Genomic DNA, 15,253 nt, shown 5'->3' on the forward strand with positions numbered 1-15,253 from the left:
GAAATGATGGATAGTAAAATTCTTCAATATGTAAGATAACAAGACACCTTGATTTGAATGATGGTTAGTAAAATTCTCTAAATTCTCCACTTAATGACAATGTCCTCGGCTGTAACCTGGACCTTGTTAATCAAAGTTCTAACAATAAATTTTTGATGATCATAGTCCATAGTTAATATGTCGTCAGTATTTAGGACTTGCTTCATATCCTCTTTTCTTTTCTGCCGTTTGATTGCAGGGTCATTGTCTAACTCTTCCTCTAGCACAGCTCGCTGGCTAGAAAATTCAGCAGCTTTTATCTGTAATTCGTCTAATGTGATGCGGTCATCTATGTATAGATCATTCAGTTTACTGATTTTATTCGACAAGGCATCAATTTGCTTTTGGTAAGCCTCTCGATCTATGGAAAATTCCTGCTCAGCAAATAGCTCTTCGATATATTCGTCATCATGCTGTAGTTTGCTGATTTCTTTCAAGACATATTCCTCGATGTCAGACTTATTGTAAAATCCGGAGTCACACTTTTGATTGTTGTTGTAGACGGTCACGCCTGCCACCTTCCTAGGGTGTCTTTGATGGCACTCGTAGTCGATACGCCTAGTACCATCATTTTTAGTCCTACGCATAAGGATTTTAAGTGGCGCCCCGCAATAACCACATTGTCCAATGCCAGACAACATATATTTAGCACGAAACGGCCTTGGATTAGAATTGTCTGCAGCTCTCTGTTGTCTTATTTTAAGTTCTTCTTGAGTTCTATTGAAGGCTTCTTCGGTGATAATAGGCTCATGATTGCCAGGGAAGACTTGCCCTTTGTATTGATTATACCCGCAGTAAACGGGATTAGCCAGAATTCCTCTAACAATTCTGTAGTGCCACGCTGGAGTTTTTGGGTATTTATCATTAAGTTTGTCTCGTAACTTGGTGATAGACATTCCGGATAAGTAGGATTCAAAAATATCTCTAATAGCGACAGCTTCCAACTCATTGATGGTCACTGTTCCTGTCTCTTTTTGGTAGTCGTATCCATAAGAGGTCCTAGCCCACATCATAGACTTGCCAGCCTTGGCGCGGCCAAGTTTGCCTAGCTGCATGCGTTCCTTGATTTGCTCCCTCTCAAGCTGAGCAAATACGCTCAAAAGCCCAATCATAGCCTTACCAAAAGGGGTAGAAGTGTCAAAGTTCTCTTGCAGGCTTAAAAATTCTATCCTATTTTTGATAAAAATATCCTCGATTAAGTAGAGAGTGTCTTTTTGACTACGGCTCAAACGGTCTAGCTTGTAGACCAGGACAGTATCAAATTTTCTTTCTTTAGCGTCTTTGATGAGTCTTTCTAGCGCTGGACGCTCTGTGTTAGATCCTGAAAATCCTCCATCAGTATATATCTTGTAGACACTCCAATCTTTTATGTTGCAGTAGCTAGAGAGCTTAGCTTTTTGTTCGTCGATAGAGTACCCCTCTTCTTCCTGCTTTGTTGTTGATACCCTGACATAAATAGCCACTTTATTTGTTGTAATCATTGTATTTGTACCCCTTTTCTGATAAAATAGGTACAAGAAAAGAGATCATGCGAGGTTATCTCCATGAAAATCCTTTCTTGTAAGCCAGCCCTACGCTCAGACTCGCCAAAGTTTGAGAGCGTGGGGCTTTTTTTGTTTTATTTCACTTTTACTTTCATATCACCGTTCATCTTTTGAGAAGCTAGAGCGTCACCGTCATCAGTTTTAATGTGTAACATAGGGTAGGAATTAAAGTCTACACCGTTTATAGCAGCCCAAACATTAAAAGCCTCATGCTCTTTCTCTTTCAATCCATCAGCAAATGCCTGTAGGTCGGTTTTTGAATAATATTTATACTCATTCGGAACTGTCACATAAAGAATAGTATCCTTATTGTAAAAGGTATAGGTAGCAATGTCCACGCCTTTATCTGTTAGGTCTTGCTTTAGATAGTCAATAAAGCTAGCCATTTGGTCAGCTGTAACTCGTGGTAGTTTTTTATCACCTTCTGAACTAGCCTCAGTAGTCTCTGTGCTTTCTGAGGTCTTTTCTTCTGTCTCAGTTGTTGAACTCTGAACGGCCACCGTGGGAGTCTCAGGGGTTTCTGTCTTTGGTGTAAGACCTAAGGCCTGCAACACGAAACCAAGAGCAGCAAGGGCTAAAAAGCCACCTCCAAACAATTTTAATTTTTTCATGATGCGTTCTCCTTTTGTTTAAACTTTATAAATATCTACGACTTCTCCGATTGTACGGATGTCGTCGTCTTCCGTCAAGTAAATTTCCTCATATCCACTGTTCAAACTTTGCAAATACCAGGAGCCGTCGTAGTCTCTTTTTAATTTTTTGACAAAGTTTTTACCGTTAATTTGGAAAATACCGATATCGTTCACGTCGACTTGACTAGCAACTTTGATAAAGAGCAGGTCATTGTCTTCTATCAACGGCTCCATTGAGTCACCTGCTACCTTAGCGATAGTGTCATACTTGTCTGGCACGTCAGTAGCTCTGAGCTTGACCTCCATGTGCAAATTGTCTTCCTGAAATGTTCCATGGCCTGCAGCAACCAACCCCTCGACGTAGTCAATGATATAATCTTCATTGCTTATCTTTTCGAATATAGAAACAATCTTAGAATTTTCCTGCTCACCAAGTTGTTCCTTGGCAAAGTCAAGGACTTTTTCTTGTCTAGGCTCTTCTAGTTGGTCATAAATTGAAATAATTTCAGTTTTTTCGCTTTGGGTTGTAATTTTCTTGAGTTTACTATCTGTAAGTCCCAAAAGGTAGTCTGATGTAACATCAAAAATCTCTGCTAGTTTTTTTAAGTCTTTGCCTTTTGGGAAATTTTCATTTTTTTCCCACTTTGAAACAGTGGTATAGGTTTTCATTCCAAGCATTTCTGAAAGTTCGGTCTGAGTCATATTACGACCTTCTCTCAGCTTCCTAACTCGGTCTCCTAATTGTTTCATAGGATACCTCCTTTTTTCATCTTTTGATAAGTAAATTATATCAAAACTATGATTATAAATCAACTATATAAGAAAAAAGTTTTAAATAAAATATAAATTTTTCTATTTTCTTAAAAAAAGAGAAAATAAATCATATAAAATACTTGACATAAGATTTAAAATCATATAAAATATAATCATCTTTTAGAAAGGAGCAACTTATATATGGTAACCATTGCAGAATTAAGGGCTAAGCATAATAAGATGTCACAGCGTGAATTAGCAAAAAAACTAGGTGTTACTCAGACATCTATTAGCAACTGGGAGAAAGATCAGACAAAAATTTCAGGTGAGTATCTCATTAGTCTAGCTTTGTTTTTCAATGTGTCTACTGATGACATTCTTGGAATAAATAAGGAGGAGACATAAAAATTTTAAACCTTATATGATTTAAAATCATATAAGAGAAAGGAGCAAACATGAATGAACTCATCAACGTAACTCTGAATGATAACCATGAGCCAGTAGTGTCAGGAAGACAACTACATGAGGTTCTGGAAGTCAAAACAGAATATAAGAAGTGGTTTAGTCGCATGACTGAATACGGCTTTAATGAAAACGAGGACTTTTTAAAGGTGACCCAAAAATGTCTCACCTCTTCAACAGGCCAAAACACGACTGACCACGTCATCAAGCTAGACATGGCCAAAGAAATCGCTATGATCCAGCGAACGGAGCGAGGCAAACAAGTCCGACAATACTTTATACAAGTAGAGAAAGACTTTAATAGCCCTGAGAAAATCATGGCAAGAGCCTTGCTAATGGCTGATAAGAAGATTCATAAACTGGAGACGCAGATTGAAGCGGACAAACCCAAAGTCCTCTTTGCAGACGCAGTAAGTGCAAGTCACACATCTATTTTGGTCGGTGAACTTGCCAAGCTCATTAGCCAAAACGGCTACAAAATCGGTGCCAATCGCCTCTTTTCTTGGATGCGTGAAAATGGCTACCTGATTAAACGTAAAGGATCAGATTGGAATATGCCAACCCAACGTAGCATGGACTTGAAACTCTTTGAAATCAAGGAAACAAACGTGCAACACGCAGATGGACATATCACTGTTAACAAGACACCAAAGGTCACAGGCAAAGGACAACAGTATTTTATCAATAAATTCCTTAATCAGGGATGCTTAACAGGTTAGAAAGGGGCGAATATGAACGAATTAGAATGGTTTTGCTTTACTATCATTGCCAATACTATCATCGGCTTTGCTACGTACTACGCTAGCAAAAGATACAGAAAAAAGCTCATCAACGAGTATAAAAAAATACAAGATGATGAGCTTGAAAGAATTAGAAATAAACTTAATTTATGATTTTCTAGAGGTCTTTTGAATGAATTTTTTATTTAGGTTTTGTTTATGACTGTTAGCTTTATCAGCTAATTTTAAAGCTTTGTCCAAATCAACCTCGCCTGCTAAAACCTTGTAGGCAAGATCATTCATCTTCATAGCCTTGTCGGTTTCGGCATCGAGTTGGGACACTTTCTCAAGTTCTTGCAACCGTAATTCATGAGCTTGCTTGACTTTTTCAAGCTCCAAGGCATGTTGTTGTATGAGAGTATCGATCTGATAATGAAATTCTCTTTCGAGTTTTTCAACAATATGTGAATGTTCTTTAGCTTGTTTTTCAATCTCAGCTTTATTGTTAGCCTTAGATGCGGCATACGACCATAACCCTGAGATTATTGCAAGAATGACACTAATTGCAGGTTGAATAAGAACTTGATATTCCATAAGATTTCTCCAATCATTTTATTATTTTTATTATACCAAATTTAGAAAGGAGAGCGTATGACAAATTTTAAAAACTTGAATGTTCAACTAATCTTTCAGAAATGCAACGGATGATTATACAGCAGTCAAAAATGATTTTCTGAGAGATCCAAAACTTGAACCTGCCACAATTGGGATATTGATGGTTATTCTCAGCAATAAAGAGAATTGGCTAGTCTATCCAGAGGAAATAGCTAAACGATTAAATGTTAGTCGTGACATGATAGACCGTCATCTAAAAAAACTAGAGGATGCTGGTTATATGCGAGTTGTCAAAAAAAGCCTTGGTAGAGGCCGAGGAGTTCAGACTTTCAGATTCTTCTCAGATATCAAAATTACCGATTTTCAATTTGAGATTATGTTGCAGAGATTGGAGGATACTTTACAAAAGTTATCCACAGTTTGATATTTACATTTCCGACTTTTACAAATCTGTATTTTACAAATCTGTATTTTACAAATAAGTAAAATAAGGCACTAATAAATATTAACTAACAACAAGTATTAAATAACAATAAATATTAACTAACAACAAGTCCTACTCCTCTAAATAAATAAAAGAGAGAAATTTAAAATTTCTAATAAAGGACTTTGCAGAATTTGAAAGGAGTGTGCATGAAACAATTAAAACTAAGTATTAAACCTAAGCAGGAACCTACCGAGGGGCAATCTCTTAATTCGTCAGGATATTCAGTGAAAATCAATGACTGGGAATTAGGGCGTGGCGTTACTGATTTTAAGTTAGAAATGTCAGCGGACAAAAAACCAAAAGCCACCGTCACATTTACACCAGATATCCTTGAAGTCGACGACGTGGCCGTGGATCTTCAAATTTTAGGAGCGTTTGACCGAGCCTACTCAGACTTTATTGCCAAAACTCAAAACGAGACAGAAAAATCTGATTAGAAGGCGACAAAAAGCACCTGACGGCAATCAGGCGCTAACGAAAAATACTTTACAAAAGGATTATATCATGAAAAGCAATAAAAAGAAATGGGAACCACGCATTATCAATATAATGGCAGATGGCTCCGTCATCGAAGACTTGACTGGTTATGTTATCCCAGCAGGTCATACTTACTACAATGTCATAAAAGGCATCTATACAGAAAGGATTTAATCAATGAGATTGATTGACAGAATTAAAAATTACTTTTTCACGGAAGAACCAGAGGTTCTCACTCTGCCGGATGAAGCCGAGCGCTGGCGTTCTTTGGCAATTGAACTAAACGACGAATTGATAGAAACCCGAAAAGCGTATAGACACCTTTTTGACGAATGGCAACGTCAAGGAAAATTGCTAAAACTCTATCAAGAGTTGTTGGCTGCAAAGGAGAAATAATATGTTTAAAGCACAACAAACACTTAACCAAGTAAAACAACTGCAGAGAGAAATGCACGATTTCAGCCTTGCCTTTTTACTCGGCCAGGAAATAGGCCTTTTCCCAGAAAACGAAACAGCCAAAGCGAAAGCTCAGGCGATGCATGACGCGAGCCATCTTTTAGATGATGTCCTAAAAGGTAAATCAGTTGACGAAGCGACAGCTCGCTTGAAGAAGACTATGGTCAAAGAGGTAGAAGAAACGAAGGAAGAGGTAAAAGAAGATGACGAGAGTTGAGCTTGAAAATCGGGTGTGGCTGTTGGCCAACCATGAAGAAAAAAATGAATTATTGGATCTAGGTTTAGAATCCAAGGCTAGATATGTGAAGCGAGTCCTCGAGCTCGGGAAGGTGTACGCTCATGTTTAATTATGACAGGATAGACGCGCTGCAGCCACCGATTGAAAAACCTGAGCGCCCTGATCCGGACAATTGGGTCTGGAATGGGAGTAGCTGGGTCTATGTGGGGGATGATGTATGATTGAGGAATTACAAGCAGAAATCGCCGAATGGCGCAGAGCTTACGCTCATTTAGGCGAGGAGTTCGGCCAGATCATCGACAAGCAGCAGGACAAGATTATCTCACTAACCACCGAAAACAGACGCTTAAAGCGTGAAAATTGGAACTTGAAACAGACAAAAAGGAGAAGAAGATGACGAATATACCTTCAAACAAAGGGCGAAGTTATATCAGGGTCGAAATATCGCCGAAACAAAAAGAATTGATTGAAGTTTTAGCTGAACTCGAAGGCTCTACATCAAAAGACTTGTTGAACAGAGTAGTCGAGCAATTTATCGACAGCAATCTAAGACTTATTGATGATTATAGAAACAGTTTGGACGAACTGAAGCAACAAAGTAGACGCAGAATGACAATGAGGGTTTAAGGAGAAGAAAATGACTAATGAAATCGCTAAATTTGACACGCTAACACCACAACAGGCATTTAAAAGCCCGGCAGCGTTAGAGAGATTTAAGTCGGTATTAGACGGGAGTGAATCACAATTTGTCGCAAGTCTATTGTCGATTATAAATAACAATAGTTATTTGGCCCAAGCCACAAATACAAGTATCATGAATGCCGCTATGAAAGCAGCGACTTTGAAGCTGCCGATTGAGCCAAGCCTCGGGATGGCGTATGTAGTACCCTATAACCGAAGCGAGAAGCGTGGAAATACTTGGGTGAAAATAAATGAAGCTCAATTCCAGATGGGCTATAAAGGTTTCATTCAATTGGCTCAACGGAGCGGGCAAATCAGGAATATAAACTGCGATGTTGTCTACAAAGAAGAATTCTTGCGATACGACAAAGTTTACGGCACATTGCATCTAACGGATGAACAAGTTGATAGCGGAGAGGTTGAAGGATATTTTGCAAGCTTGGAATTGATCAATGGATTCCGAAAAATGATTTTCTGGAAAAAAGAAAAGGTCATAGCACATGCTCAAAAATATTCCAAAACTTACGACAAGACAACTGGTGATTTTAAACCAGGGACACCTTGGAAAACTGAATTTGACGCCATGGCTCAAAAAACGCTGATAAAAGAGCTTTTGAGCAAGTATGCGCCGCTTTCAATCGAATTACAAAAGGCTATTCTAGCCGACAATGAGGATTCAAATGTAAATGAAGTGAAGAGAGCAAAGGACATCACACCTCAAGAACCAGAAAATCTCTCTGATTTGCTGGGCACTCCAGAGGAAGCAGAACAAGCTAAAGATGTCACGCCTCTTGAAGATGATGTTCAAAATTCGGCTACAGATAACGTTCCAGATTTTGTTGATCCAGAAACTGGAGAAATCAAAGCAAGCGAAGGAAATCTATTTGATAATTTAGAAGACCTTTCTTAACACCTCTAAAACGCTCTCTGCGCCATTTTGAAAATTCGGTATATATTTTATCGAGCTAATCCATAAAATAGCGCAGAGACGAAATTAGAGGGGATAGAATTGATTTTAGAAAGGGAAGATAGATGGAACTTGTAAAATTAACCGAAGAAAATTATTACGAAGACAAAACTTGGCTATCGAACTCTCGCATGAAGCAGTATTTAGCTTGTGAAGCCAGAGCGTTAGCGATAGATGAAGGTCGCTGGGAGGATAAACGAGACAAAAAGCCTCTGATTTTCGGGAATTATGTACATAGTCGCTTTGAAAGTCTTGAAGCGCACGAAAAATTCAAAGAGGAAAACAAGTCAGCGTTATTTTCTAGCAGGAAGCCTTATGGTCTGCTAAAAGACTTTGAATTAGCAGAAGAGGTTATCAACGCTTTGGATAGCGATGAAGGATTTAAGCGGCTCTATGACGGATTTTCTGACGACGACGTGCGAAAGGAAATGATCGTGACTGGTTTTGTCGAAGGTGTGCCGGTGAAAGGTAAGGTTGATAGCATCAATCTTAGCCGCGGATATTTCGTGGATCTAAAAACCATGAAATCTATTTACGCTGAGGAATGGAACTCAGAGTTAAAAACGCGAGTTCCAGCTGCCGTCAACAACATTTTGAATTTTGGCTATCATGGACAGCTAGCTCTTTACCGCGAGTTGCTGAAGCAGATGTTAGATAAGGATTTTAGACCTCTGATTGTCGCGGTCAGCAAAGAAGCGGTTCCTGACAAGGAAATCCTGAAAATTGATGAGGAGTGGCTTGAAGAAGGTTTTGCTGGTATTAAAGAAAATATCGTGCACGTCTGGCAAGTCATCCAAGGCCAGGTCAAACCTCAGAAATGCGGACATTGCGATTATTGCCGTAGCCAGAAAAAACTGGATTTGGTAGTAAGTCTGAATGACTTGATCGGAGGCGTTTGATGATCTATCTCTACGAGAACCATTTAGGCGGCTGGTATACGCTGGATCACTATGAAGAGCCAGACTACTGCGGAACGTGCAGAAGCTTTGACGAATATATCGGGGCGTTTCGCAGTATGGAAGACGTCGCGCTGAAGCTGCTGAAAGAAGATGCTTCAGACGAAGAAATCCAGCGAGTGACTGGATTGAAAGTGATTATTAAATTTGAAAAAGCGAGGAAAGAAAATGATTGATTTTATTAAAGATGCCGGAATGGCGCTGGTTTGGCTGTTGCTAGGATATTTTATCGGCGAAAGCAACGCTAGAAAAGATAAGAAATAGCCCAAAACCAACAATTTCCATTTTGGAAACAACTCAAAAAATAACGTGCCGTGAACCACGAAAAAAGCGAACTAGAAACGTCAAAAACGGTCATGTGACCTTGGACGAGCGACTGCCCGTATTTAGCCAAACTCAAACAAAGGCAGTCGCGTTTTTTGAAAAATGAAATCTCTTTTACGATATCCAGGCAGCAAATGGAATCTTGCTGATAGGATTGTAGAATTATTGCCAGAGCACAAAACCTACCTAGAACCTTATTTTGGTAGTGGTGCGGTACTTTTTACCAAACAGCCTAGCGCGATTGAGACAGTCAACGACCTGAATGATGATGTCGTCAATCTTTTTGAGGTAATACAACAGGAACCTGAAGCACTGGCCGAAAAAATCTTTCTGACTCCGTACAGTCGAAAAATTTATGACAAAGCTTGGGAAGTTCGACCAGAGAATGAGATTGATAAAGCTCTAAATTTTGTCATACGCTCTGTTATGAGCCACGGCTTTCGTCCTACGGAAAAATCTGGTTGGAAAAATGATGTTAATGGTCGAGAAAAGGCTTATGCGGTTAGGCACTGGAATGATTTACCTAAAATTATCCAAGAAATGACTCTACGATTAAAACAAGTTCAAATCGAATGTCGGCCAGCGATTGAATTGATAGATAAATACAGTCGGGAAGATGTCTGCATGTATGTAGACCCGCCTTACCTCCTCAGCACAAGAACCAGAAAGCAATACACGGTGGAAATGGAAGACCATGATCACGAGGAATTGCTGGATATCCTGAACCAATCTAGGGCAAGAATTCTCTTAAGCGGTTATGACAGTGAACTTTATAACAAGCAACTGAGAAACTGGGAAAGAGTTGAGTTTGCGGCTACTGCAGAGCATGGCTTACCTAGAACAGAAATTTTTTGGATGAACTATCAACCAAAGAAGCAATTATTATTATTTTGAAGGAGCAACAAATGCAAAAAACAGCGGTAATTAACACGCCTTTTACAATCGTAACAAGCAAAACAGAACAGAATATCGAAATTGTCGGAAGTTCGTTGTGGAGTCCAGTGGCAGAATTTGTAAAACAAGATAGACAGCTATCACTCGACGAAAACGGCGACTTATTCGAGCCTGAATACAAGCTGGTGCTAGAAGCTAAGCAATCTGTTGATATGATTTTGGATAGCGCCTATGCAGCCGGAGAATTTGCAAAAGATACCAAAGAAGTTCAGACTCTCTTTAAATTTATTGAAGAAAACAAAAAGAATCTATTTGAAGAATTGGGATTCCACGGAGTCTTGCTATGAAACTTGTCCTGAATATTGAACCAAAGCCACAATCACGGCCAAGATTTGCGAGACGTGGAAATTTTACCACGACTTACGAGGACAGTGACATGAAAGTATGGCGTAATCAATGCCAGTTTTTGGTTGCTAATCAGTACTGGGGTCAGCCTATGCTTGAGGGAGCGCTGAGGGCGAGGGTGAGATTTTACATCAAGCCCCCCCAATACATCTCTAAGGTCAAAAGGAATCAGCAGGCACTCCTGGACGAGATTATTCCAGTAGGAAAGAAGCCTGATATTGATAATTACGAAAAAGCACTATATGACAGCATGAGCGGAATTGTCTTTCAGGACGATGGTCAGATAGCTTTGCATGATGTAGGCAAATTCTACAGTCTAAACCCTCGTATCGAGGTGGAAATAGAGGTTATGGAATGGAACTAATTAAAGACAGTGTAAAGTTTGCCGCTAGCTTGCTAATTGCGATGGCTGCCTGGATTGGATATGGCTATCTGATGTACCAATCAGGGTACAACCAAGCTAAAAGCGAGGTTCGGCCTATTATCATTCACAAGGCAGACAATGCAGGTGCTGAGATGCACGGCAGAATCACGGACAAGGAAATCATAGAGGGTCGCTACACGGTTACAGCTGGAGCGTACGGAAAGTTTCTTGTGACCAAGGAGCAGTACGAGAGTTTGAGTGTAGGGGATGAAATTCCTGATTATTTGAGAGGAGTTGGAAAATGATGTTAAAAATAAGAGTATTTGCGAAAGAGCTGTCTAAGATGTTTTGGCCTGAAGATATTGTCTATATAGACTACAGAGATAAGACCGTAACAGTTAGAGGCTGTCAGCATTTAGATTGTGATACCTGTCATGATGAATATAGTTGGGAAAAATGCGAAATAATGCGCTTTACAGATGTTTTGGATAATTCAGAGCCAAGAAAAGAAATCTTTGAGGGGGATGTTGTGAAAACCACTAGATTTGTTGGTAGAGCTGATGAAACAGGAGGTTACTATGAGTATGACAAGGAATTGATAGGAGTTGTCAAGAAGCTTGAAGGAACTTGGGTAATTGACACAGGAAATGACGCAGTGCCTCTGTGGTCTGAAATCGAAGAAAATGAAGTTATGGGCAACATCTATGAAAATCAAGAATATTTAAAGAACAGAGGTAATTAAGATGACCAAAACTATTGAAATCCCAGATTGGTGCTCCATGTGGGGCACCAAAGATGAGCGTTATGGTTCACTAGAAGAACTTAAAGAATTGTTACTCTACAAGCGTATCGTGAAATGGGATAAAGACTTTCTACTGCTTGAAGATGGCACAAAGGTCACTATTGAAATGTCTGAAAGTGATTGCTGTGCCTCAGCAGGTGGAGAGTTCAAGAATGTCACACTAGACGCAGTCATTACTGATGTAAAAATCGGAGAACCCACAAAATTCGACAATGGCGACGGGACCACTTGTGAGAATACGGTCACTATTTACCACAATCAAAATCCAATAGCTTTAGCAGAATGTGAGGCTGATGATGGCAATGGTGGCTATTACTACAGTGTAGGGTCACTAGTTATTGGAAAAATCCACTTTCCAGTAGTAGAGGCGTAGGAGGAAGTTATTATGACAGAAACTCAAGAGCCTTGCTTGGCAAAAATAGGTAAAAATTGGGAAAGAGCCGATTTTATTGGAGTATTTCAATATTCTTATACTCATGGAGATAGCCCAATGGTTGGTGGTTATAGAGCTGGACAGGTTTCATATCCAGTTGTAGTTGTTCGCTTTGGTGGTAAATTGTATCAGTTAAAACTTGGTGAAATTGACTTTTGTGAGGTAAAAAATGAGACCTAGAAAATATCCATATTCTGGAAGACCTAAGCTGATTAGACAGGCTTTGCCAAGGTTCATCCTGTTAGGCAATATCGCATTCAATAGAGATTTGGTGAAATACATTGATACAATGAAACAAGTGGCACCAAATCAAACGATCGTCTATTTTAAAATTCCTAAATTCCTTTCGCACGAGGAAAAGCATGTGCGGGTACCTCTCGAAATCGATGAGGTGGTCAAGATTTTAAACCGATGAAAAACAAAAAAGCCAAGGCTCTCTGCCTCAGCTAATAGTTTTCTCGCAAAGACTATTATACCATAAAAAGGAGACAGAGAGTGAACAAGGCTAAAGAGCTCTTGAAAGAGTTGCAGGATCTGGACATGGACATCCAAAGCCGTATAGATGAAATCAACGAGCTTGAGGCAGGCTTGCTCTCAAGTCCCAAATGGTCAGATGTTAAAGTTCAAGGCGGCCAGACCAGAAAAGTTGATGATGTCTATGCTCAGCTTATCGTGATGAAAGAGGCGATAGAGCAAGATACCAAGGAAGTTATTGATAGGAAACTTGAACTTGGTAGGCTTATAAATAAGCTTAAAAATCCAAAGCACAGAACTATCTTGAGGATGACCTACATCAACAAAATGTATGTCGATGACATCTGTGACAGTATGGGAGGTATGAGCTCACCTACTTATTACCGCTTGAAAAAGCAGGCAGTGAATGAGCTTGATGTTATTCTTACAGAATTGATAGTAAATGATAGTGATTGTACAGGCATGAAGTCTAAAATCTGTTAGAATGGTAGTATCAAGAATTAAGGGTAAGGCACCTATGAAGTGTCTGCCCTTTTCTTTTTCTCAAAACAAACAAAGCAGGGAGGAGGGCATGGAGAAAAGTGAACTAGCACGCAAAGACTATGAGGCAGGCATGAAGTACAAAGACATTGCTACCAAGCATGATGTCTCAATTAACACGGTCAAATCATGGCAACGTAGGCACAAATGGAGCCGTGACAAAAAGGGTGCACCCAAAACTCCAAGAGGTGCACCCAAAGGGAATAAGAATGCAGACGGGCACGGAGCACCTAAAGGAAACACCAACGCCCTCAAACATGGCTTGTTTGCTAAGTATCTACCTCAAGAGGTGTATGAGATAGCTCAGGAGGTTTCAGAGAAACAGCCTATAGAGATTCTTTGGGAAAATATCACGCTGACCTATGCTAATCTACTGCATGCACAACGCGTTCTGCATGTGCAAGATGTAGATGATACTACTAGTCTGCTTATAGCTAGCACCGCCAAAGGTGGCGCAAGTTATGAGATTCATACGGCTTGGGATAAGCAAGGTAAGGCTCTAGCAGCAATAGCAAGGGCTCAGGCAGAGCTTAAAAGTATGATTAAGACTTACGACGAGCTAACACGATCGTCTCTTGTAACCGAAGAGCAGAGACAGCGAATTGAACTACTCAAGATCAAGATTGAAAGCAATCAAGGCTCTAAGTCTGATACAAGTCTTATGGAAGCTCTCTTGAATGCAGTCAAAGGCGGTGACGAAGTTGAAGATTAAGTTTTCAAACAAACAATCCGACATCATTCGCAGGCCTTTTAATTATGAGTTGGAAGTCAACGAGGGGACTCCTCGAAGCGGCAAGACAACCGCTGGTCATTTTCGCTATGCCAGGTATTTGATTGAGTCGCCAGACGAGAATCATCTCATTGCTGCATACAACCAGGAACAAGCCTACCGTCTTTTTATTGACGGCGACGGCACAGGTTTAATGCATATCTTCAACGGAAACTGTAAAATCAGGCACGACGAGCACGGAGACCACCTCTTAATCGATACACCAAACGGAACAAAGCGCGTCTATTATAAGGGGGGCGGTAAAGCCAATAGCGTTGGGGCTATCACTGGTATGTCGCTTGGCTCAGTAGTCTTTTGTGAAATCAATTTACTGAACATGGATTTTATTCAGGAAGCGTTCAGACGGACCTGGGCGGCCAAGCTCAGGTATCATCTAGCTGATCTAAACCCTCCAGCTCCTCAGCATCCAGTTATTAAAGATGTCTTTGATGTCCAAAATACACGCTGGACTCATTGGACCATGGACGACAATCCAATTCTGTCCGAGGAGCGTAAGCAGTCTATTATTCAATCGCTGAAAAAGAATCCTTATCTCTACAAACGGGACGTGCTCGGTCAAAGAGTTATGCCTCAAGGCGTCATATACGGCCTATTTGACCTAGAGAGGAATATCAAGGATAGTTTAGTCGGCGAACCTGTAGAAATGTATTTCAATGGCGACGGTGGACAATCTGACGCCACCTCGATGTCTTGTAACATCGTTACTAAACATAGAGAGGGCAATAAGACTTTCTTTAGGCTCAACCGTGTAGCCCACTACTATCACAGTGGTGCTGAGACTGGCCAAGTCAAGGCTATGTCTACCTATGCAGTCGAGCTTCGAGCATTTATCCAGTGGTGTGTTAGCAAGTATCAAATGCGCTATACCGATGTCTGGATTGACCCAGCGTGTAGATCCTTACGAGAGGAATTGCATAAGCTAGGCATCCGGACAAGAGGAGCCTTAAACAATGCCCATGATGTTAGCAGCAAGGCAAAAGGTATCGAGGTAGGGATTGAGCGCGGCCAGAATATCATCTCTTCAGGTCAGTTCCTGCTTATCAATCATTCAGAAGAAGAGTATGATCATTATCACTTTTTGAAAGAGATTGGTCTTTACAGTCGTGATGATAATGGGAAACCGATTGATAAAGATAACCACGCGATGGACGAATTTAGATATAGTGTGAACGTATTTTATAAACGTTACGCCAATTTTTAG

Annotated in this window: 28 protein-coding genes; 24 read left to right on the plus strand and 4 right to left on the minus strand. The window is 40.2% G+C overall.

Annotated elements, in window-relative coordinates; all coding sequences use genetic code 11:
* Nucleotides 1-77: 77 nt before the first annotated feature.
* The 3 genes from D8792_RS10170 to D8792_RS10180 all read right to left on the minus strand — a co-directional run bounded on the left by D8792_RS10170 (nt 78) and on the right by D8792_RS10180 (nt 2,965).
* Nucleotides 78-1,520, minus strand: coding sequence for a recombinase family protein (locus D8792_RS10170; RefSeq protein ID WP_125373924.1), 1,443 nt, complete (start codon nt 1,518-1,520; stop codon nt 78-80).
* A 137-nt stretch (nt 1,521-1,657) separates the two neighbouring features.
* A complete protein-coding gene (locus D8792_RS10175) occupies nt 1,658-2,194 on the minus strand; it encodes a hypothetical protein (RefSeq protein ID WP_125373925.1) in 537 nt (178 codons plus the stop codon).
* An 18-nt stretch (nt 2,195-2,212) separates the two neighbouring features.
* Nucleotides 2,213-2,965 (minus strand): helix-turn-helix domain-containing protein, encoded by a 753-nt coding sequence (locus tag D8792_RS10180; protein ID WP_125373926.1) that lies wholly within the window; start codon nt 2,963-2,965, stop codon nt 2,213-2,215.
* 204 nt (nt 2,966-3,169) lie between these two features.
* Between D8792_RS10180 and D8792_RS10185 the strand changes: the two genes are divergently transcribed.
* From D8792_RS10185 to D8792_RS11475, 3 genes are read left to right on the plus strand one after another with little or no spacing between them, the layout of a single operon-like run.
* Nucleotides 3,170-3,373 (plus strand): helix-turn-helix domain-containing protein, encoded by a 204-nt coding sequence (locus D8792_RS10185; RefSeq protein ID WP_125373927.1) that lies wholly within the window; start codon nt 3,170-3,172, stop codon nt 3,371-3,373.
* Nucleotides 3,374-3,423: 50 nt separating this feature from the next.
* Nucleotides 3,424-4,149 carry a phage antirepressor KilAC domain-containing protein gene (locus tag D8792_RS10190; protein ID WP_125373928.1) on the plus strand — a complete coding sequence of 242 codons (726 nt, stop codon included), beginning with the start codon at nt 3,424-3,426 and terminating at the stop codon, nt 4,147-4,149.
* Nucleotides 4,150-4,161: 12 nt separating this feature from the next.
* Nucleotides 4,162-4,323, plus strand: a complete 162-nt coding sequence (locus tag D8792_RS11475) for a hypothetical protein (protein WP_185758445.1) — start codon at nt 4,162-4,164, stop codon at nt 4,321-4,323.
* On the opposite strand, the gene D8792_RS10195 is transcribed toward D8792_RS11475, so the two are convergent.
* Nucleotides 4,318-4,743, minus strand: coding sequence for a hypothetical protein (locus D8792_RS10195; RefSeq protein WP_125373929.1), 426 nt, complete (start codon nt 4,741-4,743; stop codon nt 4,318-4,320). The two genes, D8792_RS11475 and D8792_RS10195, sit on opposite strands and share 6 nt — an antisense overlap.
* 139 nt (nt 4,744-4,882) lie before the next feature.
* Here D8792_RS10195 and D8792_RS10200 point away from each other — a divergent pair, with 139 nt between their 5' ends.
* The 21 genes from D8792_RS10200 to D8792_RS10295 all read left to right on the plus strand — a co-directional run bounded on the left by D8792_RS10200 (nt 4,883) and on the right by D8792_RS10295 (nt 15,253).
* Nucleotides 4,883-5,188 (plus strand): helix-turn-helix domain-containing protein, encoded by a 306-nt coding sequence (locus tag D8792_RS10200; protein ID WP_125373967.1) that lies wholly within the window; start codon nt 4,883-4,885, stop codon nt 5,186-5,188.
* A 209-nt stretch (nt 5,189-5,397) separates the two neighbouring features.
* A complete protein-coding gene (locus D8792_RS10205) occupies nt 5,398-5,688 on the plus strand; it encodes a hypothetical protein (RefSeq protein ID WP_260470295.1) in 291 nt (96 codons plus the stop codon).
* A gap of 67 nt (nt 5,689-5,755) precedes the next feature.
* Nucleotides 5,756-5,902, plus strand: a complete 147-nt coding sequence (locus D8792_RS11480) for a BOW99_gp33 family protein (RefSeq protein ID WP_185758446.1) — start codon at nt 5,756-5,758, stop codon at nt 5,900-5,902.
* A gap of 3 nt (nt 5,903-5,905) precedes the next feature.
* A complete protein-coding gene (locus tag D8792_RS10210; RefSeq protein WP_125373930.1) occupies nt 5,906-6,124 on the plus strand; it encodes a hypothetical protein in 219 nt (72 codons plus the stop codon).
* A gap of 1 nt (nt 6,125) precedes the next feature.
* Nucleotides 6,126-6,401: a hypothetical protein gene (locus D8792_RS10215; protein WP_125373931.1), complete on the plus strand. Its 276-nt coding sequence runs from the start codon at nt 6,126-6,128 to the stop codon at nt 6,399-6,401.
* 238 nt (nt 6,402-6,639) lie between these two features.
* The gene (locus D8792_RS10220) at nt 6,640-6,819 is read left to right on the plus strand and encodes a hypothetical protein (RefSeq protein ID WP_125373932.1); all 180 of its coding nucleotides are present in this window, start codon (nt 6,640-6,642) and stop codon (nt 6,817-6,819) included.
* Nucleotides 6,816-7,049, plus strand: coding sequence for a hypothetical protein (locus D8792_RS10225; RefSeq protein WP_125373933.1), 234 nt, complete (start codon nt 6,816-6,818; stop codon nt 7,047-7,049). Before D8792_RS10220 ends, D8792_RS10225 begins: the two co-directional genes overlap by 4 nt.
* Nucleotides 7,050-7,059: 10 nt before the next feature.
* Nucleotides 7,060-8,013: a phage-derived integrase/recombinase RecT gene (gene recT / locus D8792_RS10230; protein ID WP_125373934.1), complete on the plus strand. Its 954-nt coding sequence runs from the start codon at nt 7,060-7,062 to the stop codon at nt 8,011-8,013.
* Between the two features lie 122 nt (nt 8,014-8,135).
* Nucleotides 8,136-8,969 carry an LCABL_13060 family 5'-3'-exonuclease gene (locus D8792_RS10235; protein WP_125373935.1) on the plus strand — a complete coding sequence of 278 codons (834 nt, stop codon included), beginning with the start codon at nt 8,136-8,138 and terminating at the stop codon, nt 8,967-8,969.
* Nucleotides 8,969-9,202, plus strand: a complete 234-nt coding sequence (locus D8792_RS10240; protein ID WP_125373936.1) for a hypothetical protein — start codon at nt 8,969-8,971, stop codon at nt 9,200-9,202. The genes D8792_RS10235 and D8792_RS10240 overlap by 1 nt, the downstream gene beginning before the upstream one ends.
* A 250-nt stretch (nt 9,203-9,452) precedes the next feature.
* Nucleotides 9,453-10,244, plus strand: coding sequence for a DNA adenine methylase (locus D8792_RS10245; RefSeq protein WP_125373937.1), 792 nt, complete (start codon nt 9,453-9,455; stop codon nt 10,242-10,244).
* 11 nt (nt 10,245-10,255) lie between these two features.
* Complete coding sequence (locus tag D8792_RS10250) at nt 10,256-10,591, plus strand: hypothetical protein (protein WP_125373938.1); 336 nt, start codon at nt 10,256-10,258, stop codon at nt 10,589-10,591.
* Entirely contained in the window at nt 10,588-11,013 is a 426-nt protein-coding gene (locus D8792_RS10255) for a RusA family crossover junction endodeoxyribonuclease (RefSeq protein WP_125373939.1), read from the plus strand. The genes D8792_RS10250 and D8792_RS10255 overlap by 4 nt, the downstream gene beginning before the upstream one ends.
* Nucleotides 11,004-11,318 (plus strand): DUF1372 family protein, encoded by a 315-nt coding sequence (locus D8792_RS10260; protein WP_125373940.1) that lies wholly within the window; start codon nt 11,004-11,006, stop codon nt 11,316-11,318. Before D8792_RS10255 ends, D8792_RS10260 begins: the two co-directional genes overlap by 10 nt.
* Nucleotides 11,315-11,755: a YopX family phage-derived protein gene (locus D8792_RS10265; protein ID WP_125373941.1), complete on the plus strand. Its 441-nt coding sequence runs from the start codon at nt 11,315-11,317 to the stop codon at nt 11,753-11,755. Before D8792_RS10260 ends, D8792_RS10265 begins: the two co-directional genes overlap by 4 nt.
* A 1-nt stretch (nt 11,756) precedes the next feature.
* Complete coding sequence (locus D8792_RS10270; protein WP_125373942.1) at nt 11,757-12,188, plus strand: DUF7448 domain-containing protein; 432 nt, start codon at nt 11,757-11,759, stop codon at nt 12,186-12,188.
* Between the two features lie 12 nt (nt 12,189-12,200).
* The gene (locus tag D8792_RS10275; RefSeq protein WP_125373943.1) at nt 12,201-12,428 is read left to right on the plus strand and encodes a hypothetical protein; all 228 of its coding nucleotides are present in this window, start codon (nt 12,201-12,203) and stop codon (nt 12,426-12,428) included.
* Nucleotides 12,429-12,519: 91 nt separating this feature from the next.
* Entirely contained in the window at nt 12,520-12,663 is a 144-nt protein-coding gene (locus D8792_RS11760; protein ID WP_260470297.1) for a hypothetical protein, read from the plus strand.
* Nucleotides 12,664-12,743: 80 nt separating this feature from the next.
* On the plus strand, nt 12,744-13,205 hold the full coding sequence (locus D8792_RS10285; RefSeq protein WP_125373945.1) for a DUF1492 domain-containing protein: 462 nt from the start codon (nt 12,744-12,746) through the stop codon (nt 13,203-13,205).
* Nucleotides 13,206-13,293: 88 nt separating this feature from the next.
* The gene (terS, locus tag D8792_RS10290) at nt 13,294-13,974 is read left to right on the plus strand and encodes a phage terminase small subunit (RefSeq protein ID WP_260470298.1); all 681 of its coding nucleotides are present in this window, start codon (nt 13,294-13,296) and stop codon (nt 13,972-13,974) included.
* A complete protein-coding gene (locus D8792_RS10295) occupies nt 13,940-15,253 on the plus strand; it encodes a PBSX family phage terminase large subunit (RefSeq protein ID WP_125373946.1) in 1,314 nt (437 codons plus the stop codon). Before terS ends, D8792_RS10295 begins: the two co-directional genes overlap by 35 nt.

The organism is Streptococcus cristatus, assembly GCF_003943505.1.
GTDB classification, from domain to species: domain Bacteria; phylum Bacillota; class Bacilli; order Lactobacillales; family Streptococcaceae; genus Streptococcus; species Streptococcus cristatus_E.

Coding starts and splice junctions, on each gene's coding strand:
- D8792_RS10170 (WP_125373924.1), bottom strand. CDS start 1,520: ATGATTACAACAAATAAAGTGGCTATTTATGTCAGGGTATCAACAACA.
- D8792_RS10175 (WP_125373925.1), bottom strand. CDS start 2,194: ATGAAAAAATTAAAATTGTTTGGAGGTGGCTTTTTAGCCCTTGCTGCT.
- D8792_RS10180 (WP_125373926.1), bottom strand. CDS start 2,965: ATGAAACAATTAGGAGACCGAGTTAGGAAGCTGAGAGAAGGTCGTAAT.
- D8792_RS10185 (WP_125373927.1), top strand. CDS start 3,170: ATGGTAACCATTGCAGAATTAAGGGCTAAGCATAATAAGATGTCACAG.
- D8792_RS10190 (WP_125373928.1), top strand. CDS start 3,424: ATGAATGAACTCATCAACGTAACTCTGAATGATAACCATGAGCCAGTA.
- D8792_RS11475 (WP_185758445.1), top strand. CDS start 4,162: ATGAACGAATTAGAATGGTTTTGCTTTACTATCATTGCCAATACTATC.
- D8792_RS10195 (WP_125373929.1), bottom strand. CDS start 4,743: ATGGAATATCAAGTTCTTATTCAACCTGCAATTAGTGTCATTCTTGCA.
- D8792_RS10205 (WP_260470295.1), top strand. CDS start 5,398: ATGAAACAATTAAAACTAAGTATTAAACCTAAGCAGGAACCTACCGAG.
- D8792_RS11480 (WP_185758446.1), top strand. CDS start 5,756: ATGAAAAGCAATAAAAAGAAATGGGAACCACGCATTATCAATATAATG.
- D8792_RS10210 (WP_125373930.1), top strand. CDS start 5,906: ATGAGATTGATTGACAGAATTAAAAATTACTTTTTCACGGAAGAACCA.
- D8792_RS10215 (WP_125373931.1), top strand. CDS start 6,126: ATGTTTAAAGCACAACAAACACTTAACCAAGTAAAACAACTGCAGAGA.
- D8792_RS10220 (WP_125373932.1), top strand. CDS start 6,640: ATGATTGAGGAATTACAAGCAGAAATCGCCGAATGGCGCAGAGCTTAC.
- D8792_RS10225 (WP_125373933.1), top strand. CDS start 6,816: ATGACGAATATACCTTCAAACAAAGGGCGAAGTTATATCAGGGTCGAA.
- recT (WP_125373934.1), top strand. CDS start 7,060: ATGACTAATGAAATCGCTAAATTTGACACGCTAACACCACAACAGGCA.
- D8792_RS10235 (WP_125373935.1), top strand. CDS start 8,136: ATGGAACTTGTAAAATTAACCGAAGAAAATTATTACGAAGACAAAACT.
- D8792_RS10240 (WP_125373936.1), top strand. CDS start 8,969: ATGATCTATCTCTACGAGAACCATTTAGGCGGCTGGTATACGCTGGAT.
- D8792_RS10245 (WP_125373937.1), top strand. CDS start 9,453: ATGAAATCTCTTTTACGATATCCAGGCAGCAAATGGAATCTTGCTGAT.
- D8792_RS10250 (WP_125373938.1), top strand. CDS start 10,256: ATGCAAAAAACAGCGGTAATTAACACGCCTTTTACAATCGTAACAAGC.
- D8792_RS10255 (WP_125373939.1), top strand. CDS start 10,588: ATGAAACTTGTCCTGAATATTGAACCAAAGCCACAATCACGGCCAAGA.
- D8792_RS10260 (WP_125373940.1), top strand. CDS start 11,004: ATGGAACTAATTAAAGACAGTGTAAAGTTTGCCGCTAGCTTGCTAATT.
- D8792_RS10265 (WP_125373941.1), top strand. CDS start 11,315: ATGATGTTAAAAATAAGAGTATTTGCGAAAGAGCTGTCTAAGATGTTT.
- D8792_RS10270 (WP_125373942.1), top strand. CDS start 11,757: ATGACCAAAACTATTGAAATCCCAGATTGGTGCTCCATGTGGGGCACC.
- D8792_RS10275 (WP_125373943.1), top strand. CDS start 12,201: ATGACAGAAACTCAAGAGCCTTGCTTGGCAAAAATAGGTAAAAATTGG.
- terS (WP_260470298.1), top strand. CDS start 13,294: ATGGAGAAAAGTGAACTAGCACGCAAAGACTATGAGGCAGGCATGAAG.
- D8792_RS10295 (WP_125373946.1), top strand. CDS start 13,940: ATGCAGTCAAAGGCGGTGACGAAGTTGAAGATTAAGTTTTCAAACAAA.